23 protein-coding genes and 1 riboswitch are annotated in these 22,658 nt (G+C 63.0%); of the genes, 15 read left to right on the top strand and 8 right to left on the bottom strand.

Features of this window, described 5'->3' with window-relative positions; translation table 11 throughout:
* Window positions 1–61 precede the first annotated feature (61 nt).
* The 5 genes from B0G71_RS13025 (at window position 62) to B0G71_RS13000 (ending at window position 4,712) form a co-directional block, all read left to right on the top strand.
* Window positions 62–1,420: a Rieske 2Fe-2S domain-containing protein gene (locus B0G71_RS13025; protein WP_116142298.1), complete on the top strand. Its 1,359-nt coding sequence runs from the start codon at window positions 62–64 to the stop codon at window positions 1,418–1,420.
* Window positions 1,417–1,905 (top strand): benzoate 1,2-dioxygenase small subunit, encoded by a 489-nt coding sequence (gene benB / locus B0G71_RS13020; protein ID WP_116142296.1) that lies wholly within the window; start codon window positions 1,417–1,419, stop codon window positions 1,903–1,905. Before B0G71_RS13025 ends, benB begins: the two co-directional genes overlap by 4 nt.
* Window positions 1,906–1,943: 38 nt before the next feature.
* The gene (benC, locus tag B0G71_RS13015; protein WP_116142293.1) at window positions 1,944–2,966 is read left to right on the top strand and encodes a benzoate 1,2-dioxygenase electron transfer component BenC; all 1,023 of its coding nucleotides are present in this window, start codon (window positions 1,944–1,946) and stop codon (window positions 2,964–2,966) included.
* The gene (gene benD / locus B0G71_RS13010; protein WP_116142291.1) at window positions 2,963–3,739 is read left to right on the top strand and encodes a benzoate diol dehydrogenase BenD; all 777 of its coding nucleotides are present in this window, start codon (window positions 2,963–2,965) and stop codon (window positions 3,737–3,739) included. The genes benC and benD overlap by 4 nt, the downstream gene beginning before the upstream one ends.
* 718 nt (window positions 3,740–4,457) lie before the next feature.
* The gene (locus B0G71_RS13000) at window positions 4,458–4,712 is read left to right on the top strand and encodes a hypothetical protein (protein ID WP_116142289.1); all 255 of its coding nucleotides are present in this window, start codon (window positions 4,458–4,460) and stop codon (window positions 4,710–4,712) included.
* A gap of 199 nt (window positions 4,713–4,911) precedes the next feature.
* On the opposite strand, the gene B0G71_RS12995 is transcribed toward B0G71_RS13000, so the two are convergent.
* Together B0G71_RS12995 and B0G71_RS12985 are read right to left on the bottom strand one after the other, a co-directional pair.
* Complete coding sequence (locus B0G71_RS12995; protein ID WP_116142287.1) at window positions 4,912–5,196, bottom strand: hypothetical protein; 285 nt, start codon at window positions 5,194–5,196, stop codon at window positions 4,912–4,914.
* Window positions 5,197–6,112: 916 nt separating this feature from the next.
* A complete protein-coding gene (locus B0G71_RS12985) occupies window positions 6,113–6,331 on the bottom strand; it encodes a hypothetical protein (RefSeq protein WP_116148568.1) in 219 nt (72 codons plus the stop codon).
* 363 nt (window positions 6,332–6,694) lie between these two features.
* Here B0G71_RS12985 and B0G71_RS12980 point away from each other — a divergent pair, with 363 nt between their 5' ends.
* The 3 genes from B0G71_RS12980 (at window position 6,695) to B0G71_RS12970 (ending at window position 8,182) form a co-directional block, all read left to right on the top strand.
* A complete protein-coding gene (locus B0G71_RS12980) occupies window positions 6,695–6,976 on the top strand; it encodes a hypothetical protein (protein WP_116142285.1) in 282 nt (93 codons plus the stop codon).
* Between the two features lie 154 nt (window positions 6,977–7,130).
* Window positions 7,131–7,775 carry a hypothetical protein gene (locus B0G71_RS12975; RefSeq protein ID WP_116142282.1) on the top strand — a complete coding sequence of 215 codons (645 nt, stop codon included), beginning with the start codon at window positions 7,131–7,133 and terminating at the stop codon, window positions 7,773–7,775.
* An 89-nt stretch (window positions 7,776–7,864) separates the two neighbouring features.
* On the top strand, window positions 7,865–8,182 hold the full coding sequence (locus tag B0G71_RS12970) for a LysR family transcriptional regulator (RefSeq protein WP_116142280.1): 318 nt from the start codon (window positions 7,865–7,867) through the stop codon (window positions 8,180–8,182).
* Here B0G71_RS12970 and crcB read toward each other — a convergent pair.
* A complete protein-coding gene (gene crcB, locus B0G71_RS12965; RefSeq protein ID WP_116116634.1) occupies window positions 8,116–8,496 on the bottom strand; it encodes a fluoride efflux transporter CrcB in 381 nt (126 codons plus the stop codon). The genes B0G71_RS12970 and crcB overlap by 67 nt on opposite strands.
* 78 nt (window positions 8,497–8,574) lie before the next feature.
* Window positions 8,575–8,636, bottom strand: a riboswitch (Fluoride riboswitch).
* Between the two features lie 182 nt (window positions 8,637–8,818).
* Window positions 8,819–10,006 carry an ammonium transporter gene (locus tag B0G71_RS12960; RefSeq protein WP_116142277.1) on the bottom strand — a complete coding sequence of 396 codons (1,188 nt, stop codon included), beginning with the start codon at window positions 10,004–10,006 and terminating at the stop codon, window positions 8,819–8,821.
* Between the two features lie 403 nt (window positions 10,007–10,409).
* Here B0G71_RS12960 and B0G71_RS12955 point away from each other — a divergent pair, with 403 nt between their 5' ends.
* Window positions 10,410–12,158 (top strand): ATP-binding protein, encoded by a 1,749-nt coding sequence (locus tag B0G71_RS12955; RefSeq protein ID WP_116142275.1) that lies wholly within the window; start codon window positions 10,410–10,412, stop codon window positions 12,156–12,158.
* 3 nt (window positions 12,159–12,161) lie between these two features.
* Here B0G71_RS12955 and B0G71_RS12950 read toward each other — a convergent pair whose 3' ends face one another.
* Window positions 12,162–12,485: a hypothetical protein gene (locus B0G71_RS12950; RefSeq protein ID WP_116142273.1), complete on the bottom strand. Its 324-nt coding sequence runs from the start codon at window positions 12,483–12,485 to the stop codon at window positions 12,162–12,164.
* A gap of 142 nt (window positions 12,486–12,627) precedes the next feature.
* Window positions 12,628–13,209 carry a DJ-1/PfpI family protein gene (locus B0G71_RS12945; protein WP_106284545.1) on the bottom strand — a complete coding sequence of 194 codons (582 nt, stop codon included), beginning with the start codon at window positions 13,207–13,209 and terminating at the stop codon, window positions 12,628–12,630.
* A gap of 302 nt (window positions 13,210–13,511) precedes the next feature.
* Here B0G71_RS12945 and B0G71_RS12935 point away from each other — a divergent pair, with 302 nt between their 5' ends.
* The 4 genes from B0G71_RS12935 (at window position 13,512) to B0G71_RS12920 (ending at window position 18,126) form a co-directional block, all read left to right on the top strand.
* A complete protein-coding gene (locus B0G71_RS12935) occupies window positions 13,512–13,985 on the top strand; it encodes a hypothetical protein (protein ID WP_116142269.1) in 474 nt (157 codons plus the stop codon).
* An 87-nt stretch (window positions 13,986–14,072) separates the two neighbouring features.
* Window positions 14,073–14,528: an Rrf2 family transcriptional regulator gene (locus B0G71_RS12930; RefSeq protein WP_116142266.1), complete on the top strand. Its 456-nt coding sequence runs from the start codon at window positions 14,073–14,075 to the stop codon at window positions 14,526–14,528.
* 144 nt (window positions 14,529–14,672) lie between these two features.
* Window positions 14,673–15,320: an NAD(P)-dependent oxidoreductase gene (locus tag B0G71_RS12925; protein WP_116142264.1), complete on the top strand. Its 648-nt coding sequence runs from the start codon at window positions 14,673–14,675 to the stop codon at window positions 15,318–15,320.
* 184 nt (window positions 15,321–15,504) lie between these two features.
* On the top strand, window positions 15,505–18,126 hold the full coding sequence (locus tag B0G71_RS12920) for a mechanosensitive ion channel family protein (RefSeq protein WP_116142262.1): 2,622 nt from the start codon (window positions 15,505–15,507) through the stop codon (window positions 18,124–18,126).
* A 198-nt stretch (window positions 18,127–18,324) separates the two neighbouring features.
* Here B0G71_RS12920 and B0G71_RS12915 read toward each other — a convergent pair whose 3' ends face one another.
* Window positions 18,325–18,894 (bottom strand): cysteine dioxygenase family protein, encoded by a 570-nt coding sequence (locus B0G71_RS12915; RefSeq protein ID WP_116142260.1) that lies wholly within the window; start codon window positions 18,892–18,894, stop codon window positions 18,325–18,327.
* Window positions 18,895–19,137: 243 nt separating this feature from the next.
* On the opposite strand from B0G71_RS12915, the gene B0G71_RS12910 reads away from it, so the two are divergent.
* Window positions 19,138–19,605 (top strand): Lrp/AsnC family transcriptional regulator, encoded by a 468-nt coding sequence (locus B0G71_RS12910; RefSeq protein WP_181196667.1) that lies wholly within the window; start codon window positions 19,138–19,140, stop codon window positions 19,603–19,605.
* 198 nt (window positions 19,606–19,803) lie between these two features.
* Complete coding sequence (locus tag B0G71_RS12905; protein ID WP_116116650.1) at window positions 19,804–20,013, top strand: hypothetical protein; 210 nt, start codon at window positions 19,804–19,806, stop codon at window positions 20,011–20,013.
* 26 nt (window positions 20,014–20,039) lie between these two features.
* On the opposite strand, the gene B0G71_RS12900 is transcribed toward B0G71_RS12905, so the two are convergent.
* Window positions 20,040–22,607 (bottom strand): FUSC family membrane protein, encoded by a 2,568-nt coding sequence (locus B0G71_RS12900; protein ID WP_116142258.1) that lies wholly within the window; start codon window positions 22,605–22,607, stop codon window positions 20,040–20,042.
* Window positions 22,608–22,658: the final 51 nt, after the last annotated feature.

The raw sequence follows: 22,658 nt of genomic DNA, 5'->3' as shown, positions 1-22,658 counted from the left end.
AAGAATCTTTCGACACTGATGCGCGTGCGCCATGAGCTGAAGCACGCGTAGGAGAGCACTCATGTCCGCAACTTTCGATAAAGCCTCGCAACTCGATGAACTGCTGCACACAGCGGTTCAGGACGACAAACAAAACGGCGTATTCCGTTGCCGCCGCGACATCTTCACGAACGCTGAATTGTTCGAGCTCGAAATGAAGCACATTTTCGAGAGCAACTGGGTCTATCTCGCGCATGAAAGCCAGATTCCCAATAGCAACGACTACTACACCGCCTGGATTGGCCGTCAGCCTGTTGTGGTAACCCGCGACAAAAGCGGCGAACTGCACGCGGTCATCAATGCCTGCGCGCACAAGGGCGCGATGCTGTGCCGTAAAAAGCACGGCAACAAAGGCACTTTCACGTGTCCTTTCCACGGCTGGAGCTTCGCCAACACCGGCAAGCTGCTGAAAGTGAAAGACGTAAAGACCACCGAATATCCGGTGCAATTCAATACCAACGGTTCGCATGATCTGAAAAAAGTCGCACGTTTCCAGAGCTATCGCGGCTTCCTGTTCGGCACGCTCAACGCGGACGCGATTCCGCTCGAGGATTACCTCGGCGAGACACGGGTCATCATCGATCAGATCGTCGACCAGGCTCCGGACGGGCTGGAAGTGTTGCGCGGCAATTCCTCGTATATCTACGACGGCAACTGGAAGATGCAGATGGAGAACGGCTGCGACGGCTACCACGTCAGCACTGTGCACTGGAATTACGCCGCCACGATGGACCGGCGCAAGGTCGAGGGCACCAAGGCCGTGGATGCAAACAGCTGGAGCAAGTCGGTAGCGGGCGTGTACGGGTTCGAGCATGGCCACATCCTGCTGTGGACCAGGACGATGAACCCGGAAGTGCGGCCCGTCTATCAATACCGCGACGAAATCAAGGCACGCGTGGGCGAGGTGAAGGCGGACTTCATCGTCAACCAGACGCGCAATCTTTGTCTGTATCCGAACGTGTTCCTGATGGACCAGTTCAGCACGCAGATTCGCGTCGTACGTCCGATCAGCGTGGACAAGACCGAAGTCAGCATCTTCTGTTTCGCACCGAAGGGCGAGAGCGCATCCGACCGGGCTACCCGCATTCGCCAATACGAAGACTTCTTCAACGTCTCGGGCATGGGCACCGCGGATGACCTCGAAGAATTCCGTGCCTGCCAGGCGGGTTATGCCGGCACCGCTGCAATGTGGAACGACCTGTCGCGCGGCGCGCCGCTGTGGGTCGAAGGGGCCGACACAAATGCAAAAAATATGGGTCTGAAACCACGCATTTCAGGCGAGCGAAGCGAAGACGAAGGCCTGTTTGTGTGTCAGCACGAGTACTGGGTCCATGTGATGCGCGACGCACTCAGGAAGGAACGAGGGGAGGCTTTGGCATGAGCTTCGATCACCAGAAAATTTGCGCCGCGCTGTTCCGCGAAGCGCGCCTGCTCGACGACCGTCAATGGGACGACTGGCTTGCCTGCTATACCGAGGACGTCACGTACTGGATGCCCGCATGGGATGACGATGACCAACTCACCGACGACCACGAGAGTCAGATTTCGCTGATGTATTACCCGGACCGTGGCGGCCTGGAAGACCGCGTGTTCCGCATCAAGACCGAGCGCAGCAGTGCCTCGATGCCAGAACCGCGAACCAGTCACAACGTCACCAATGTGGAAGTGCTGGCCGAGCGCGAGAACGAAGTGGACGTGCGCTACAACTTCAACACGCTCAGCCACCGTTATAAAGCCACCGACCAGTTTTTCGGCGCGATGTTCGTCACTCTGCGCAAGGTCAACAATGAACTGTTGATCTGCTACAAGCGCATCGTATTGAAGGACGACTACATCCGCCAGGTACTCGACGTCTATCACGTTTGAGCGCAAACACCGCGGAACAGAGAAGTACAGGAGGCAAGATGTCCAGCTACAACATTGCACTGAATTTTGAAGACGGCGTGACCCGCTTCGTGACATGCAAGGCGGGCGAGAAAGTGCTCGACGCCGCCTTTCGCGCAAAAATCAATCTGCCGATGGATTGCTCCGACGGCGTGTGCGGCACCTGCAAGTGCCGGGCGGAGAGTGGAAGCTACGACCTGGGCGACGACTACATTGAAGACGCGCTGAGCGACGATGAAAAGGAAGGTGGTCTCGTGCTCACCTGCCAGATGGTGCCGCAAAGCGATTGCGTCATTGCGGTGCCGGCCTCTTCCACTGCATGCAAGACCGAGCAGAGCAAGTTCGCCGCGACCGTATCGAAGGTCGAAGCGCACAACGATGCGGCCATCGTGCTTGAACTGGATGTGGATGCAACCGCCCCGGTGTTTCTGCCGGGCCAGTATGTCAACATCGACGTGCCTGGCAGCGGTCAGCACCGTTCGTATTCTTTTTCGTCGGCACCGGGCGAATCGAAAATCAGTTTTCTGATCAAGAAAATTTCCGGTGGCGTGATGAGCACGTGGCTCGAATCCGCCCAGGCAGGCAACAAAGTGGAGCTGACCGGACCGCTGGGCAGCTTCTATCTGCGCGCTGTCGAGAGACCCTTGCTGTTCCTCGCCGGCGGCACGGGCCTGGCACCGTTCCTGTCGATGCTTGAAGTGCTGGCTCGCGCGAATTCGCAGCAGAAAGTCCATCTGATTTACGGCGTAACGCGAGACCTCGACCTCGTGCAGGTCGATGCAATCGAAACCTACGTGGCGAAGTTGCCGAACTTCACCTACAGCACGGTCGTCGCCGACACGGAGTCGACCCATCCTCGCAAAGGTTGGGTGACGCAGCATATGCCGGCGGAGGCCGTCAATGACGGCGACGTGGACGTGTACCTGTGCGGACCCCCGCCGATGGTCGACGCAGTGCGCAAGCATTTCGACGACAACGGTGTGAAGCCCAACAGCTTCCACTACGAGAAGTTCACGCCTAACGCCGCCCCGAGGACCGCATGAACACGCAACGATTCGCCGGCAAGGTCGTGGTGGTCACCGGCGCCGCGCAGGGCATCGGTCGCGCGGTGGCGCTTCGCGCAGCAGCCGAAGGCGGCAAGGTGCTGTTCGTGGATCGCGCCGGGTTCGTGGCGGAAGTCGCCGCCGAAGCGCATGGCGCGGAAACAGCCGGGTTTGTCGCCGATCTCGAGGCGTACGAAGGCGCCGCGTCGGCGATGGCCTTCGCCGCGCGCGCGTTCGGCGGCATCGACATTCTGATTAACGGCGTGGGGGGCGCGATTCGCATGCGTCCCTTCGCCGAGTTCGAGCCTGCGCAGATCGATGCGGAAATCCGCCGCTCGCTTATGCCGACGCTGTACGCATGCCATGCAGTCTTGCCGTACCTGCTCAAGCGCGGAGGCGGGATCATCGTGAACGTGTCGTCGAACGCCACGCGCGGGATTCGCCGCGTTCCGTATTCGGCGGCCAAGGGTGGCGTCAACGCGATCACGCAGTCGCTGGCGATGGAATACGCGGAGCACAACATCCGCGTAGTCGCTACTGCGCCTGGCGGGACCGATGCGCCGCCGCGACGTGTCCCGCGCAATGCTGTCGGCGACAGCGAGCAGGAAAAAATCTGGATGGGCGAAGCGGTGAAGCAGGTCACTGAATCGACTTTCCTGAAGCGCTACGGCAGCATCGACGAACAGGCCGCGCCGATCCTGTTCCTCGCCTCAGACGAGGCGGGTTATATCACCGGCACGGTGTTGCCAGTAGCGGGCGGCGACACGGGTTGATTCGTCACGCTTATCGGTCAACGGGCTCGCGCAATCAGCAGGGCTGGCGGCGGCACGCACCTCGCGTTGTTCGCGGGTGCATCGTTTAGCGTGCCTCGTGAGACGAAGCCTCCTCGGGGCTCTCGTTAATATACGTAGCGACACTGTGCCGCTGCAGCGCGTCCCTCCGTTCCATGCGAAAGAAGCTGCCGGTCGTGTAACGCGTCACGTCCGAGCAATATCGGGCGACCAAGCCGTTCACCATTTCAGAATACGCATCGACGACTTCGGGCGCTATCGTCGGCGGCCGAGTCCAGGCACAGCTGTTCCAGTGCCACGGCGATTTCGCTCAGTCGTAAGAGTACACGTCTCGCGCGGTCTCTTTTCGAACCTTGTGGGAGTCGGCCGCGGGATGCGCGAGGACATCGCGTTACCTTTCCGCAGCGCGCTGTTCAGCACAGAACAGGTGCCTCGCAGTTCACTTCCGTGCATCCGACAAACCCCATCGCCCTCCAACCAGGCGGCCCGTAAATGCGCGCCGGGCAAAAGCTCGACTATCGGGCGTTTGCTCAGTCCGGCATGCAACTTGCGTATCAAATGCGCAGCGTCATCAGGAAAACCTCGGTCTTCGTCGCTGACTCGGCGGGTGGATGCAAACGTCCCGGCTAGGTTCGTTTTCTTCGGGAGAGCCAGTTCAACAGCATCCGCTTTTAGCTGCCAGAAATCGCAGGAGGGCTTCATGCTTCGGTCCACGCCAGTCATCGCCAGCAAAACCGTCGGCGATGAGGAGATTCACGCTGAGTTCCTCAGCGATACGGGACGACTGCGAATCATGGGCGGCGTGACAGTGCGAGCAGAATGGTTTCCGCCGCATTCCTGGTTCGCCATTGCGTCGGTTGCGGGATACAGCCGATGGGGTACGCGGCCGGATGAGGCGGACTTGCTGCGGCTCATCGAAAACTTCATGCGCTTGCCAGGGCAATTGGCGAAATGAAGAGGCGACGAGCGCCATCGGCTATTACGTCTTCCGGCTGGCCCGAGGGACGTTTTTTTGACCCGGCAGCGGTGCGAATTGTCGGTATGTGAAGCCGGCCGCGGGCAGCGGCATTCCCACCTGAGGCAGCGCGTCATTGCGAACATTTTGCCGGGCGCGCAGACGATGAACCGTCTCGCGCCGGCAAGCTTTCAGGCATTCATTGCACTGTTTTATCCGGCACAGTGTTGTAGTTGGGAGTCATGCCGGGCATGTCCTGATGCGCCGTGTCCGCGCTCTTGCTCAGGTCGCCAGGAACCCGGTTCCAGGGGCTCGAGACGGGCTCGCTGTGGTACGTCATGCCTGCGGTCGCGGCACCGTGAGCACCGCCGCCGCCAGACCCGCCATTGCCATTCCCGCCAGCCTGCGCAAGCGTCGCGGCGCACGCGCAAAGCGACACGACAGCGACACGCGCGAACAGAAGTTTCGCCGCCAACTTTTCCATGGTGTTTCTCCTTTGATGCAGACGCGTGCGTCAGCCGCGCCAAAGTCTCGTATGCCGCTAAAAGCTGACCGGTTGCGCAGCGGCGATTCGCAAGCAGCTTCCCCCCGCATCAGGGCAGACATTGGCTGCGTCCCGATGCGAGGCATGCAGGTGAGTCGTGGCCCAGCACCGAAAATGACAGCGCTACGCCGAATTCGAACGCCTGAGGTCGATTGCCTGTCCTGTTACTTCGGCATCGGCAGACGGCGCAACAGCGCGATAGCGACGAACATAGTCCCGTATTTCATGGTGTATACCTCCAGAGGCGCCACGCGTCATCGCGCGGATCTGATTGCATATACGAGGAATACTCGCGACTGGATTCGAAAAAGGGTGTGCGCCTGTTCACACTGCGTTGCTGCGTGCCAATTGTCCTGGGCGGTTACCGCGCCGCAGCGCGACCGTCATGCTCGCGCGAGTCGAGTCGAATCGTTGGCGGGACAACGCGATGTATTGTCATATTCGGTTGCTATACAGGATGGGCAATCCACGAAGGAGGTTGATTTGGACGTTCGAAAGTCAGCGTTACACGTCGAGAGCATAACGAAGCATCCATTTGAGAGCTGCTTCGTCGACCTGGGTGGGCACTCCGCAGAACGAGCCCTCACTGTGCTTACCGCGGCGGTGCATGCCGCTCAACGTGAAATGAATGCCTTTGATTGGATTACTCACGCACTTCCCGGTGCCACTCTCAAACCGGCCCTGGCATTCGGCACGGTTGGCGAGTTGTACCGGTCATACACGAGACCCGCTGAACTGGGGCGCTTGAAAGGCGTACTGCGCTCCTGATAGCTGATTGGGATCGGCGTCGCGGTAGCTCACACGTAAACGAGCAGCGCAAGGCTGCGGCGTTCGCGCTTGCTTTACGGCTGGCGGTTCAATACGCACTTGCGACACGCTTCACATAAGCGTCGACTTGCATGTCGATTAACGGCGTCGCCGTCACTGCGACCGCCACGTCATCCGACTCGGGCAGCAACCCGACAAATGCTGCGGTGCCGGCGCCGCAGACCACCACGACAGAGATGGCAGCGGCGGCGACAAGTGAAGACGCACGCAGCGGAATGGCATTAACGAAACCCTGCAAGACGCACATGATGGCAACCTCCGTTGAGGCAGCCATATTTGCAACGATCGTGCCGACGGAGAGGTCGTTTCCGCAGAGCCATTCGAGTCGGGGCTGCAAGCCTTGTTGATGCCGATTTAGCCGGGCGAAGGCGTGATCCGATGTTGGGTTTAGGCGAACATTTCAGCTTGTCCGCCGCCGTCGAGGCCAACACTTACGCGAACCGCATGCCCTGGACAGGGCGGCAATCGTCAGTTCAGAGGTGATGTACGTTAGAACTCAGTCGCGTCGTCTGGCCGCCGTTGTCGGCAGCGTTGGAAAGTCTTGCGCTAAACTCTTCGAACAATCGACCACGGTGACCAATCGACCACGGTGACTCATGGGGCATGTTTCATGGACCGTACTGAATTCCTCCAGGCCACTCGACAGCTAGCAGCAGCCGCCGAGATTCTAGCCAGGGCGGGTCCTAAGGATTCGCGATTGGATGCGTCGCAAATGCTCGAATTCTTTCGCCGGTACGACCGTCCCGGTCCCGAGGCGAGTGCCGTCGTAACATCTGACGACGATCTGTTCGTTCGCACAGGCAAAGCGGCGCTGACGATGGCAGGGCGCAATGAGTTCGCCGCGTCGCAAGCTCTCCTCGAACAGGCGAGGTCTCTTTTAACCCTGACATGAAATCAGCGACTGCGAGCCAGATTCGGTAAGCTGCTTCGAGTGCCGCCTCATGCGGCGGCACTGTGAACGGTCTCGTGACCCTGCCGCAGGCATAGGGAATTTCGCTCGCGAGCGACCGCACTTTTAACAAGGCAACGACATTCGAGGAGGGCCGGTGCATTTAAAGCGATTTCTGCCAATGCTGCTGTCAATGGCGGCTTTGGGTCCAACCGGAGCATGGGCAAGCGATATTCAATGTGCAACCACGCGACAACCGGCTGAACGCGTCATATGCGACCACGCCATCCTGAACAACGAATACGACGATATCTCCGCGCAACAACAGGCTCTGTTGAGCAGCGGCAAGCTTTCGCGCGAACAGGTCGCTCAGTGGCGGCAATCGCGCAACGCATGCAGCGACGTTCATTGCATTGATACGGTATTCGCCAGGTGGAAGGCGCTGGCCAGATCGGCCGAAGCGAGTTCTAACGCCGCACAGGCTCCGGCCATGGCTTCATCCACTGAAAGTGCTCCTGTTGGTCCGATTGGGGATACCGTTCCTGCGGTCGCATCTCAGGCGTCCCCGACGTCGGAGGCCTCTCTCGTGCGCCAGGGAAGTGCCGCCGGTGTGGCGCTCCCGAAGCCGGTTGAAACGCCGAGCTCTTCGCCTGCTGCCGCTTCCGCTGCTTCCAGTCCGGATGAAAGGCGCGGCACGACGGGCATGAGCGCCGGTCTGATAGTGGCCTTGCTTGTCGCGCTTGGATTCGCTGTGCTCTTCAGGCGCCGGGCGAAGAGTGGTGGAAAATCGAGGGTTCGCTAAAGAGCTCAAGGCGCAAGCTCGCAGACGGTCTCAACCGTCGGCAAGGAGCGCTTCCACTCAAATTTTGATGGACCGAAACCGGCGTCGCTATGAGCGTCGATTTGTCGCCAGCCCACTCGCAGTACGGTGCCAATAGCGGCCGGGTCTTCGGATTCGGCCGTGCGCGCGTCGCTGACCGGTTGAACATCGCGCAACCCGCGCTGAGTCAGGCGCTCACGCGCAGGGAAAAGGCGCTGGGCGTCAAGCTGTTCAATCGGACGCGGCGTGGCGCGGACCTGCACGCCGCCGGACTGGCGAGCGTCGAAGACGTGCGGATGAGCGAATCGAGAAGAGTGCGACTTCAGCGAGACAGCAGCGACACCGTCGCAACGCCAAGCATGGTCATCAGAAGCGACGCGGCCACGTGAATCACGATCTCGCCCGCCGCCCAGCCGAGCCGGCCGTCTTGCAGGCGCTGCACCACTTCCGCTGAAAAAGTCGAGAAAGTCGACAGACCGCCCATCAAGCCGGTGATGACGAAGAGCCGCCATTCGGGCGCGATCTGCGGCGCCCGCGCGAAGCCTGCGACCGCGAGGCCGATCACATATCCGGCAATGACGTTGGCGGCGAAAGTGCCGAGCGGCAAGTCGCTGAAGACGCCGTTCAGGCGAATGCCCAGAAACCAGCGGAATAACGAACCGAGCGCGCCGCCGATGCCGACAGCGAGTATGGACCAATACATGAGAGGAGGCCTGGCAAAACCGGAGTGTCGACAAACCGGGCAGAGCGAGGAGCACGACGCCGACTCCGCGTTCATCCGGACGAAGCAGGCATCATCAGCCACGAGGGCGGTTAAGGGAGAATGCCATCTCCAGCGCGGAAGTCTAACAGCGGCGCGCGCATGCGGGGACAGGTCGGGGCGTTCGCAAACGGGTTGCTGCCGAGTACGGCCCGAAGGAATGCCGCTGATTCGGCTCCGGCGCGATCCGTGCGCCGGAGCTGAAAAGCCACCGGCGCGACGCGTACGCGAGACGAAAGCGCCGACCGGCGCTCCCGGTCGCATTTCACTCCGAGGTCGCGGAAATCTTATGGATCGACAGATCGGCGCCGTTGTATTCGTCTTCCTGATCGAGCCTTAGCCCCACCGTCAACCGGATCGCGCCGTACACGAGCGTGCCGCCGAGCGTCGCGACCACGATTCCGCCGAGCGTGCCCACCAGTTGCGCGCCGAACGAAACGCCGCCCAGGCCGCCGAGCGCGCGCAGGCCGAAAATGCCTGCGGCGATGCCGCCCCACGCGCCGCACAAGCCGTGCAACGGCCACACCCCGAGCACGTCGTCGATGCGCCAGCGGTTCTGCACGCAGGTGAACATATAAACGAACAGCACCCCGGCGATGCCGCCTGTCACCAGCGCGCCGAGCGGATGCATCACGTCGGAGCCCGCACAGACCGCCACCAGTCCGGCGAGCGGCCCGTTGTACGTGAAGCCGGGGTCGTTGCGGCCCGCGAGCCACGCGGTGAGCGTGCCGCCGACCATCGCCATCAGCGAATTGACGGCGACGAGGCCGCTGATTTTGTCGATGGTCTGCGCGCTCATCACGTTAAAGCCGAACCAGCCGACCGCCAGCACCCAGGCGCCGAGTGCGAGGAACGGAATATTCGAAGGCGGATGCGCGGCGATCCCACCGTCGCGATGATAGCGGCCGTGACGGGCGCCGAGCAGCAGCACGGCCGGCAACGCGACCCAGCCGCCGAACGCATGCACGACGACCGAGCCGGCGAAGTCGTGGAACGGCACACCGAACAGGTGGGCGAGCCAGTCCTGGACGCCGAAGCGGTTGTTCCACGCCATCCCTTCGAAGAATGGATAGATGAAGCCGACCAGCACGAACGTCGCGAAGAGTTGCGGGTTGAACTTCGAACGTTCGGCGATGCCGCCGGACACGATCGCCGGAATCGCGGCGGCGAATGTCAGCAGGAAGAAGAAGCGCACCAGTGCATAGCCGTTGTGCGCGGCCAGCGACTCGGCGCTGCCGAAGAACTGTACGCCGTACGCGATGGTGTAGCCGATGAAGAAATACGCGACTGTCGAGACCGAAAAGTCCACCAGAATCTTGACCAACGCGTTGACCTGATTCTTTTTGCGCACCGTCCCAAGTTCGAGAAACGCGAACCCCGCGTGCATGGCGAGCACCATCGCGGCACCGAGCAAAAGAAAGAGCGTGTCGGTGCCGGTTTTCAGACTTTCCATCGATATGTCCCGCGTATGCCAAAAAAGCGGGCAGTGAATGCAAGAAGTGGGCCAAATTTATGCGCGAGCCGCGTCGAGAAGGTGCACATCGGCACCGGTGAAGGGATTGCGCGTGCATTCTGAGCAACACGCACACCGTCGTGGTTGCACCTCGACTCACACAAAAACGCACAATTTATGTGCATATGCTCTCCGCCGCGAAAGATGCGAACCAAATCGGGGCGAATTATTCGATTTTGTTTACGTTTAGTTCAGAACGCTGACGTTTTGCGTACGACTGTGGTGCGCGCTGGCCGCGCAGGCCTGGCCGATGGCGGGCGCGCTTTGTTTTCCCGCACAACGCCGACATAATGTCCCGTCCCCGAGCATGATCTGTCGGGCTACCGACCCCCAATGCGCACGCATGAGACTGACCACTAAAGGCCTGTTGCTGATCGCGATTCCGGCCCTCTTCGAGTTGTCGCTATTGTCCGGACTGGTCAAGGCGCAAGCGGATGCGACACAGGCGGAGCGCTGGGCTATCCATAGCCAGGACGTGCTGCGCCAGACCACCGCGATTCTCGAACCGGTACTGGGCGAGTCGGTTGCGCTGCGCGGAGCGGTGCTTGCCAACGACGCCCGCTTTTCCACGCCCGTGTCGGTGTGGATGGACGTCGACCGGCGTATCGATCAATTGGCCGAACTGGTCGCCGACAATCCGGCGCAAGTCGAGCGCGTGGTTCAGGTGCGCCAGTCGGTGCAGGCTTACCGGCAATGGTCGGATCGCATCCAGGACCTGCTGCATTCGGGCCGGCGGCGCGACGTGCTCGCGCGCTTCCGCGACCTTGCGCCGTCCGATGTGCTCGACCGCTTTCGTCAGCAAATCGCGGCGTTCCAGACGGAAGAGCGGCGTCTCGACACATTGCGTTCGAATGCCGCCGACGCCGCCCGCGAGTGGCAGCAGACCCTGGTGGTCGCGGCCGTGTTGGGCTCCCTGCTGTTCGTCGCGCTGGCCGTCTGGTTGTTCACGCGCGGCGTGCGCGGCCGGCTTGCGGTCCTCGCCGACAACGCCGGGCGCCTCGCGGGCAATGAACCGCTGGCGCCGATCGGCCCCGGCCGCGACGAGATCGCGCGCCTCGATCTGACCTTGCACGAGACCAGCCGGCGCCTGCTCGAAGCCGAGCGCATAGAGGCGCGCTTCCGGGCCGATCTTGCGCGCCGCACTGGCGAACTGGCGCGGATCAACGAGACCTTGCGTCAGCAGACCCAGGAAAACGAAATGTTCATCTACAGCGTGTCGCACGACCTGCGTGCGCCGCTGGTGAATCTGCAAGGCTTCTCGAAGGAGTTGATTCGTTCGTGCGACGAACTGCGCGCCGCCGTGCGCGAGTCGTCGCTCGCGGCCGAGACGCGGCAGCGCATCGAGCGGGTGGTCGACGAGGACATCGGCGAAGCGTTGCACTATCTGCAGACGGCGGTGCTGCGCGCTTCGCACATCATCGACGCGTTGTTGCGGCTGTCGCGCGTCGGCCGGGTCGAGTATCGGCAGCAGAAGGTCGAGGTGCGCGATATCGTGCCGCGCGTCATCGACGCGATGCAAGCCTCGATCCGCGCGCGCCGCGCTCCGGTCAGCGTGGGCGAACTGCCCGCCGTGTGGGGCGATCCCACTGCGCTGGAACAGGTGTTCGCGAATCTGATCGGCAACGCGGTGAATTATCTCGACCCTTCGCGGGAAGGCCGGATCGAGATCGGTACGACGCCCGCGCCGCCGGGTGTGCACTCGCTGCGGATCTTTTACGTGCGGGACAACGGCCTGGGGATTCCGGCGGTCGCCTTGCCGCGGCTATTCAACGCGTTTCAGCGCTTGCATGGCAATGTGGCGGCGGGCGAGGGCATCGGCCTCGCGCTCGTGCGCCGCGTGGTGGAGCGGCACGGCGGACGTGTGTGGGCGGAGTCGAAAGAAGGCGTGGGCACGACGTTCTATCTGTCGCTGCCTGAAGCCGAGGCGCGGATCGCGCAGCAGGCGGTCGGCACGTCGGCGCCACCGGTGGTGACGAGTGCTCAAGCTATTCGCGAGGCCCGTCCGGGCGTGGAAGATCGCGATCGAAGGAGTGGAAGTGATGGCGCCGCCGCACACGCGGCGGACGCGCGGCCCGGCATCAGCACGCCGTAGCCGTTACGCGGTAAAGAGACGGCGTGGCTTGAGCATTTTTCTACCGCGAATCGACCAGTAGCAGCCGCACGCTATCAGGATCGTAACGCCTGTCAGGGCTTCCAGCGGCGCCGGATGCAGACCCGGCAACCCGTCCAGGGCAAAGAGGCCGCGCGCGGCGAGCAACAGCGCAGCCCATACCGAACACGCGGCCTGAACCAGCATGCGCGTGCCCGCCAGACGGCGCGCGCGGTTTTCGCGCGACCAGTTGGCCGGCGTGCGTCCGTAAAAAAACGCAATTGCCATCAACACGACGGCGAGAATGACGATCCAGTCGGTCAGTTCCATTGAAAAAGCTCTCCCAAGTCAGCCGGCGACTATAGAAAAGCCTTGCGTTACGAACTATCGGACGAGTCTCAATTACGGGAAGTTTTGGCGTGCGCGCGTTGTCGCAAGGACAACGCGCGCGCCGATGAATCAGGCAGACAGATCAGAGTTCGATGCGCGTGCCGAGCAGCACGAGGAATTGGCGCAGCCATTCGGGATGCGCGGGCCACGCCGGTGCGGTGACGAAATTGGCGTCGGTGATCGCGGCGTCGACGGGAATGTCGGCGTATTCACCGCCCGCCAGCTTTACTTCGGGCGCGCAGGCCGGGTAGGCGGAAATGCGTTTGCCGCGGATCACGTCGGCGGCGGCCAGCAGTTGCGCGGCGTGGCAAACGGCCGCGATCGGCTTGCCGGCTTCAGCGAATTGCCGCACGAGCTCGATCACCTTGTGATTGAGCCGCAGATACTCGGGCGCGCGGCCGCCGGCGATCGCGAGCGCGTCGTATTGGCGCGGGTCGGCATCGTCGAAGGTGGCGTTGAGTGTGAATTGATGGCCGGGCTTTTCAGTGTAGGTCTGATCGCCTTCGAAATCGTGAATCGCGGTCTTGATCCGGTCGCCCGCCTTCTTGTTCGGGCAGACCGCGTCGACTACATGGCCGACTGCCTGCAGCGCCTGGAACGGCACCATCGTTTCGTAATCCTCGGCGAAGTCGCCGGTTAGAAACAGAATCTTCTTTGCCGCCATCGTATGCCTCCAATTGATCAACGGAACACAGCGAACGAGCTGTGACGCTCACTCGTCGACGCACATAAGCTCAGGCAGTCTACTCCACTACGTTTGACAGAACCGCGACGGATCATGCGATGGACGCGACCGGACGCGTGCGTCCGGGCCGCGGAACTCCGCGCCGGCGGAAGGCCTGGCGCGCGGCGCTGCTTCGAGCGAACCGCCTTGCAGGCGCTCGTTAAGGCGCGCGTGCAGCGCAACGGCGTATCATTGGCGCGTTTTCGCATGCGGAAGCCGCTCGACGCGGCTCACACACAATCATGATTTTATCCATCCGTTCAACCTTGCTGCGCCGTGCCGCGTTCGTTGCCGTCGTGTTCGGCGGCCTCGCTGCCTGTCAGAAGAACGACGCGTCCGCCGGCCAGGTTGCCGGCAAGCTCAACGACGCGGCCCAGGTCGCCGGCCAGAAGCTCGATCAGGCGGCCAGCTACGTCGGCCAGCAGGTCGACGCGACCAAGTCCGCCGCGCAGCAGAACCTCGACTCGGCCTCGGCGCCCACGATCAAGATCGACCCCAACGCGTTGGCTTCGACGGCGCAAGCGAACCTGCAAAGCGCGGCGAGCGCCACCAATGCGCAACTCGGCAAGGCGGCCTCGCTGACCGGGCAGGGGCTCGAATCGGCGGGGCGCAAGCTCCAGGAATGGTCGGCGCAAAGCTCGGCGTCGTCGACGAATGCGGCGGCTTCGTCGTCATCGGGCGATTCGGGCGATGCGCAAAAGCAGATGGACAAGTGACATGCCGGCTGGATCGCCATATCGTTTGACAGTCGGATTAAATGTAATTACTATGGTTACACATTGTCGTCGCCGGGCGGGTTTGTTGTGAACACGAGTAGCCGGTTTGCATTCGCGGTGCATGTGCTCGCGCTGCTGTCGTTGCAGGAGGGCGCGCCGTTGTCGTCGGACATGATCGCGGGGAGCGTGAATACGAATCCCGCGCTGATCCGGCGGCTTCTGAGCATGCTGGCGGAAGCGGGCCTCACCACCTCGCAGCTCGGCGCGGGCGGCGGCGCGCTGCTGGCCCGGGCGCCTGAGCAGATCACGCTGCTCGACGTGTATCGTGCGGTAGACGACGCGCAATTGTTCGCGTTGCATCGCGAGGAGCCGAATCCGGCGTGCATGGTCGGGCGCAACATCCAGGGCGTACTGCGCGGCATTATCGACGAAGCGCAGCAAGCCATGGAAGCCTCGCTCGGCGCGCGCACGCTGGCCGACGCCACAGCCGACGTGGTGCGTGCCGAAAAGCAGCGCGAACGCAAGAAGCGCTCGCACGGGTGACGTAGCAAAAAAGCAGTACGGAAGGGCGCGTGGCGGTCAATCGCAACATGCGCCTCTCAACGAACGGGGGCTCAAGCCCCTCTTTTTTCCGCGTTATATGTAATCGATACAGTTACATATATGCTAACGATAGGAGCAGTGAAAATGAGCAAACAGTTGAAGATCGCATTGTTCGGCGCCACCGGCATGATTGGTTCGCGGATCGCCGCCGAAGCGGCCCGCCGCGGACATCAGGTGACGGCCCTGGCGCGCAATCCGGCGCGCGTGCCGACCAACGTGGCAAATCTGAAAGCAGCGCAAGCGGATCTGCTCGATGCCGCGAGCGTCGGCGCGGCGGTGCGCGGCCACGACGTGGTGGCGAGCGCCTATGCGCCGCCGCAAGACGATCTCGCGGCGCTCGGCAAAGCGACTCGCGCGCTTATCGAAGGCGTGCGCGCGGCGGGCCTGAAGCGCCTCGTCGTGGTGGGCGGCGCGGGTTCGCTCGAAGTGGCGCCGGGCAAGCAACTGGTCGATTCGGAAGGCTTTCCTGACGCCTACAAGGCCATCGCGCTCGAGCATCGGAAGGTGCTCGACGACTACCGCAGCGCGACCGACCTCGACTGGACCTTCTTTGCTCCAGCTGCGATCATCGCGCCGGGCGAGCGCACGGGCAAATTCCGCACTGGCGCGAACACGTTGCTGGCCGACGCCGAGGGCAACAGCCGCATTTCCGTGGAAGACTACGCCGTTGCTTTCGTCGATGAACTGGAGCAGGGCCGTTTCATCCGTCAGGTCGCAACGGTCGCTTATTGAGCCGGAAACGAGGCTGAACGGGCCGCGCGCGGGAACTGCCAACGCCGACGCGACGTCAGGACTCGCGCGCGGTCCTCACAACGGTTGAGGCCGCGCAAGCGTCCTAACATTCGGTTACGCAAGTTCGGTCGCTCCCGATAAAAGTGCGGATACACTGGCGTCTCCCGTTTTCTTACGGATTGCCATGCAGTCATGCCCGTCGCGGCGTGAGTTCGAGGCTGCGCCGTCCAACGGCGGGCAGCCGGCGACCCACGCCGCCTTTCATTTTTCTTCTGACCGTAGCGCATGGGAGGCCCGCCGTGGCGCGCGCCCGCCACTCGCCGCACGGTTCAGCGCATGGGCGGCCGCAGTTTTTGTCGCGCTGATCCTGAGTGCCGTCGGCTGGTTGCCCGCGAACGCGTTTGCCGCGGGCGCGGCCACCGGCACGCCCGTCATCCCGGCCTTGCAGAGCCTGATCAACAGCGCGACGGTCTCGGCGACCCCCGCGTCCTCCGCTTCAGGCGCATCGGCCGCGGAGGAGGCGTCCGCGCCGTCGCCGGCCAGCCAGGCGGAATTGGCGCGCTCGCTCGACAGCGTAATCTCCACGCTCGACAACGACCGCCAGCGCACCGCGCTCGTCGCCCAGCTCAAAAAATTGCGCGACGTCTCGCAAAACGTCGCGCCGCCCGCGCCTGCGCAGCCGAGCGCCGGCCTGCTCGGCGCGATCGCGTCGGGCATCGCGTCGTTCGAATCGGACGTGCATCAAGGCCGTACGCCGGTCCGCTATTGGGGCGGCCGCTTCAACGCGGCGGGCAATGAGCTCTACACGATCGTCTCCGGGCAGGGGCACGAGAGCTTCGGCCGGATTCTGTTTTCGATGGCGGCAATGCTGGCCGGCTGGGGCGCCTGCGCCGGCGCGCTGATCTATGTGCAGCATCGCCTGTACCGGCGCTTCGGCATTGTCATGGGATTGCAGCCGAATCCCACCACGCGCGAACTGCTGATCTTCGCGCTGCGCCGCGTCGGCCCCTGGATCATCGCCTTCGTGGCCGCGCTGCTGTTCGTGCGCGCCATGCCCGACGCGCTCGGCCGTACGCTCGGCATGGTGGTCGCGTATGCGATCGTCGCGGGCGCGGTGTTTTCGGCGATCTGTCTGATCATGTTTTCGCTGTTCGGCTCGGGGCACCGGCGGATCGCCGTGCGCCTGCTGATCGATCATGCGCGGCGCGTGCTGTTCGTGGTCGGCGTGTGCGGCGCGCTAGGCGACGCCGCCGTCAATTACGACGTCGCGCATCAACTCGGCTCGAACCTCGCCGCCTTGATTTCGACGGCGGCCAACATGACGGCCGCTGTGCTGACCGGCTATTTCGCGCTCGCGTTTCGCCGGCCGGTCGCGCATCTGATCCGCAACCGGCCTTACGAGCAGCGCACCAATCACAAGGCCGCGACCGATGCCTTCGAGGTGCTCGCCGCGCTCTGGCACGTGCCCGTGCTGGTGCTGGCCACCGCTTCGGTGGTGGCGACGCTCGGCGGGTCGGGCTCCAGCGAGAACGTGCTGCAGATTTCGGTGGTGACCGCGGCCCTGCTGGTGCTGGCGTTTTTCCTGTCGGCCATCGTGCTGCGTCTGACGCGCCCGCGCAGTGCGCGCGCGCGTCGCCGCTCGCCCTATCTGACACGCTTGCTGCGCTTCTTCGGCACGCTGCTGACGCTCTTCATCTGGCTGTTCTTCTTCGAGCTCGCCGCGCGTTTGTGGGGCGTGTCGCTCGCCGCGGTGGTGGAGGAAAACGTTGCCGCGCGCGGGATCGCGCATGCGGTGACGGCGATCGTCGCCACCGTGTTCATTGCCTGGCTGTTGTGGATTCTGGTCGACACGGCGATCACGGAAGCGCTCAATCCCGCCGGGCCGCGCAACAAGGCGCGTGCGCCGAGCATGCGCGCCCGCACGATGCTGCCGCTGGTGCGCAACGTGCTGCTGGTCTCGATCATGACGATCGCCGGCATCGTGACGGCGGCGAATCTCGGCATCAATGTCACGCCGCTGCTGGCGGGCGCCGGCGTGATCGGCCTCGCGATCGGCTTCGGCGCACAGTCGCTCGTGACCGACCTGATCACGGGGCTGTTCATCATCATCGAGGATACGATTTCGGTGGGCGACTGGATCGACGTGGACGGCGGCCATGCGGGCACGGTCGAGCACCTGTCGATCCGTACCGTGCGGTTGCGGGACGGTCAGGGCGCCATTCACGCGATCCCGTTCTCGCAGATCAAGATCGTCAAGAACCTCTCGCGCGACTTCGCGTATGCCGTGTTCGAAGTGCGCATGTCGTTCACCACCGACGTCGATCAGATCACGCAGCTGATTCGCGAAGTCGGCGCGGATCTGATGGCCGACTTCCGCTACCGGCGCGAGATGCTGGGGCCGATCGAGGTGTGGGGGCTGGACCGATTCGATCCGAACTGGATGGTCGTGAAAGGGCAGATCAAGACGCGGCCGTTGCAGCAGTGGAGCGTGGCGCGCGCCTTCAATCTGCGTCTGAAGCGCAAGATGGACGAAGCGGGCATCGAGATTCCGGTGCCGCAGATGCGTGTGTACACGTCGTCGAAAGATAGCGAAGGGCAGCCTTTGCAGGACGACGAAGTGTCGGGAATCGCTGCGCATGCGCATGAGCAGGTCGGAGCGGCGTCGGCGGCGCGCGCGGTGCATGCGCCGCTTGCTGTCGCACGCGATGTGTCGCACGAACCGCGGCCGGCGCCGCCGCCGACCGGGCAAACCGCGCCGATTCCGCCACAGATTCCGACGGCAGGCGAGGCGGGTGGGAAGAGTTGATAGCTGCCGGGAGCGCGAAGTTGGTCTTTCGTGCCCGCGTCGTGTCCATGCGAGCGTACCGAGGTCACACGCTACTTCTGGATGTCCGGCTTGCGACGAGGCCGCGCGGCTCAAGCTGTACGTGAGTTTCAGCAGGCACGGCATGCGTGCCCGTTTTGCGTATCACAAGGGTCGGGGGCGCCCGTGCCGCGTGCCGTTTCAGGCTAGCGCCGACACATCCGCCGTACGCACGATGTCATTGACGTGTGTCGCGATCTGCGCGCCCGCGACGCCGTAAATATGCAGCGAAACGGCCGGCGCTTCGCTGCGATTACCCAGCTGATGAATCCCGCCGCGGCCACCGCGCACGAACGACACCGCGCCCGCTTTGCGCGCTTGTGTGCGCGTGGCGCTCGCGCAATGCTGCGCGCCGTTCCATTCGAATACTGTTTCGCTCAGCGTGCCGTCCACCACGGCGTAGCCGCACCACGTGTGATGCGCATGCACGGGGCTCGCCTGTTGCGGCAGCCACACCAGCGCGGCGATCGCGTAACGGCCGTGCGGATCGGCAGCCAGCAGATGACGCCGGTATTTCTCGACCGCGCCTTCGCGTTGTGCCGCCGTGAGCAATTCCGGGTTCGCCGCCGCCTCGGCGAGCGCGATGCGCATGCCGCGCGCGAAAAAGGTCGAATCTGAAGGTTCGGGGAAATGGGCGCAGGCGTCGAATATCGCATCCAGGGTGTCGCAGAGGCGCGCGAGCGGCGCGTTGCGCACGGCGCGCAACAACATGTCCACCTGCTCGCACGAGGCCGCCTGAGCCGCGTTGACGGGTAGCAAGCGTTGGGCTTGGAGGCATTCGAGGGATGCGGAGCGAAGGTCTTGACTCATGATGATCAGGCAGCGGCTGGGCTGCTCATCGGTTGTTTTCGGATAGGGATATTTATACCGGTTTGCCTGGAGAAAGAGTTTCCATATAATTCCCTCTGGAATCTGAAAAGTAGAATAATTTCCTATGGGGATGTCATGACGGGAATGGATATCATCGACCGGAAACTGCTGGAGTTGCTGCAAGCGGACGCGACCATGCCGATCGCCGAACTGGCGCAACGCGTGAATCTGTCGCAAACGCCGTGCTGGAAGCGGCTGCAGCGTCTGAAAGAGGCGGGCGTGATCCGCGCGCAGGTCGCGCTGTGCGACGCGCGCAAACTCGGCGTGGGCACGACGGTGTTCGTCGCGGTGCGCACCAATCAGCACACGGAGGAGTGGGCGCGAACCTTCACGCATGCGGTGCAGGAGATTCCGGAGGTGGTGGAGGTGTACCGGATGAGCGGCGAAACCGATTACCTGCTGCGCGTCGTGGTGTCCGATATAGACGACTATGACCGTGTGTACAAGCAACTGATCGCCGCAGTGCCGCTATACGACGTGAGTTCGAGTTTTGCGATGGAGCAGATCAAGTATTCGACGGCGTTGCCGGTGAGACCGGCCATGGTGAGGTAGGTGGGGCAGCGGGTGCGTCGTTTGCTGCTTTTCAGGCAGCGAATCGTACGAGCGCGTGGCGGCAGTCGAGGCTTTCCGGCAAGCTCACATGTCATGCCATTGAGCCCGTCCGCTGCAAGCTGTGTGCAAGCTCAGTGGGCGTAGAATGCCGCCTTCCCAGACACCATCCGCGACTGCTTCGCGAACCGAGCCCGCCTCATGAACAAACCGCCGCGCAAGAAGAACCCGACCTTTGGCATTGCTGCGTTCATCGTGGTCGCGGTGTTGCTGGTGATCGCCACGCTCTTCTATAACGCCATCAAGGAAAAGCACGACTTCGACCGCCAGAATGCGGAGGCGCCGTCGATTTCATCGGGTGCGGCCGCAGCGGCGACTGCCGCCAAGCCGGCAAGCGGCGTTGCTCAATAGGGCGACGCGCACGTCGACGCCATTTTTCACTCGTCCGGCAGACGAATCACGCTCGCATCCTTGCGAATCTGCGCCGCCGCCGACAGCATTTGCTTGCACTGATGCGCAAGCAATTTCATGTCATGCACGGCATCCGCCGAATAGTCCGGTGACTTCTCCGTTTCGACCACCATCGCATCGAGTTCGCGGCCCAGCAGTTTGATCTGCTCGCTTTGATCGGCGGCCGGCGCGGTGCCGGTTTCAGCCTCGGTGAGATTGTCGCGCACGACGCTCAGCGCGCGCTGCAGCGGCTGCAGCGAGACGCCGTCGACCTGCTGTTGCGCCGAAGTGCGCAGCAGTGGCGCGGCCGCGGTGATCTGCGAGGCGAGCACGTGGCTGCGCACCAGCAGGCCGTTCAACTCCGGCACGAACTTCTGCGCGGACTTCGGTTCGAGCATCATGCGCTGAAATGCCTGGCCCAGATTGGCGAACGCTACGTGAACGTTCTTGCGGGCGAGCCGGTAGCGGTAGTCGCGATCGAGCGCAGTCGCCGCCGCAGCAGCGGCAGCGGAGGCGCCGGAGACGGGCTTCGCGGTCGGGATGCTGACCGTGGTCGTGCCCGCACTGGCGCTGGCGTCGGCGATTGGTTTTGCCGTTGCGCCAATGGACGCTGTCGCCGCCGCATTAGCGACACCGTTAGCGACACCGTTTGCGCCAGCGTTCGCGCTGCCGCCCGCACCAGCGCTGGCGTGACCGTTTGCAACGCTGCTGCCGCCGCGTGCCCCACCACCGGCCGCTGCCAACACCGGCTTGCCGAAGTCGATCGCCGGATCGGCCATCGCCGCCGCCGGCGCACGCGCCCCGGCTTCGGTCACGGTAGCGACCACCGCGGCGGCCGGCTTGCCGCTCCACCACCAGCTCGCTTCCAGATACTGCCGCGTCGCGTTGATCATGTTGTTGACCAGCTTGCCCATCAAGCGATATTCCCAGTACGGGAACAGATGGCTCGCCGCGATCGCGATCGCGCAGCCCACCACGGTGTCGATCGCGCGCTCGCCGATGATGCGCATGCTGCCCGGCGCGAGCAGATGGAACATGAGCAGCACATATGACGAGGTGAACACCACGCTCGCCGTGTAATTGAACAGCAGCAGGCTGTAGCTCATCACCATCGACGCGAACATCACGACCAGCAGGATGTGCGGTTCCTTGACGAAAATCATTAGCGCGATACTCGCCGCGCAGCCGATCAGCGTGCCGACAATCCGCTGTCCGTTGCGCTGTTTGGTCAGCGAATAGCCGGGCTTCAGAATGATGACGGTGGTCATCACGATCCAGTAGGCGTTGGTGAGCGGCAGCAGCCGCCCGAGCCAGAAGCCCACGGCGACGGCAATCGTCACGCGCAGCGCATGACGGAAGCTCGGCGAGGCCATGGTCAGATTCGAGAAGATCTGCCCGAACGGCACGCGCCGGCTGGATACGAAACGCGTGAGCGCCTGATCGAGCCGCAGTTCGGTCTCGCTCGTGCTGGGCTCGCTGGAGAGACTTTTGCGCATCTTGTCGATCAGACGCGTGGCGCTCCAGACGCGCCGGAAAGTCGACGAGATCGCCGAATAAGCCTCGTGGTTTTTTGCCGGCAGATCCTGCTTGCGCATCAGCTCGATTTCGAACTCGATGGCGCGCAATTCCGCCTTCACGTTCACGCGCCCACGCGGCGCCTGGTTCTGCAGCACCGCGAGGCCGATCTCTTCCAGATCGGCAGCCGCCTTGCGAATCAGATCGCGGTAAAACACCAGCAGATCCGAGCCGCCGAAGGTGGTGCGCACCAACGGGTAATCGGTATGGGCGCCGACGAACAGCTCGTGAAGATCGACCGTGTTGATGAACAGATTGAACAGCATGGCGCGGCGTGGTTCGAGCTTGCCGCTCTTGAATCTGGGCAGATTGCGCAGCACGATGTCGCGCGCGGCGTCCTGGCGCTCCACCGCGGTGATCTGCTTGTCGACGAGGTTGCGATAGCACTCGTCGAGATCGTTATCGAGGTCGTAGAACTCGGCGCGCGCCAGCAGATAGTCGGCGCACGCGAACACGCTTTCGGCCAGCGCCTGCTGTTCGATGCGATGCATCATCCAGCGGCTCACGAAGGTCGACCAGTAGGTGTACCAGAGGCCGCCCACCAGAATCCACGAAGCGTTGACGAGCGCCTGCATGGGCGTGAAGTGCTCTTCCAGCGTCATGATCATCATGAACAGCGTGGCAAAGCTGATCTGAGGCCAGCGGTTGCCGTACACGACGATCAGGGACAGCAGGAAGGTGAGCGGCACGACCGTGCACCACAGCGCCACCGCGTTCACCGTGGCGAGCCCGGTGGCAAGCGCGGACAGGAAGCCGATCACCGTGCACGCCAGCATCTCGTTGTGCTTGTACTTGAGCGGCCCCGGCATATCCACCACGCACGCGCCGAGCGCGCCGGTCGCGATCGTGAAGCCGAGCTCGCGATCGTGAAATACGATCAGACACAGAACCGCCGGTAACGACACGCCGACTGCGATGCGCAGGCCGCCATAAAAGTACTGGCTGTAGAGGAATTTTTTTATTTCAACCGAATAACGCATCGACTGCCTGGATTCCATTCACTGAGAAAACCGCGGTTGATGGGGCGGACC

The sequence above is a fragment of the Paraburkholderia sp. BL27I4N3 genome (assembly GCF_003386115.1).
GTDB lineage: Bacteria > Pseudomonadota > Gammaproteobacteria > Burkholderiales > Burkholderiaceae > Paraburkholderia.
Note: the sequence above shows the minus strand (reverse complement) of the source record. Positions and strands in the feature narration are given on the sequence as shown.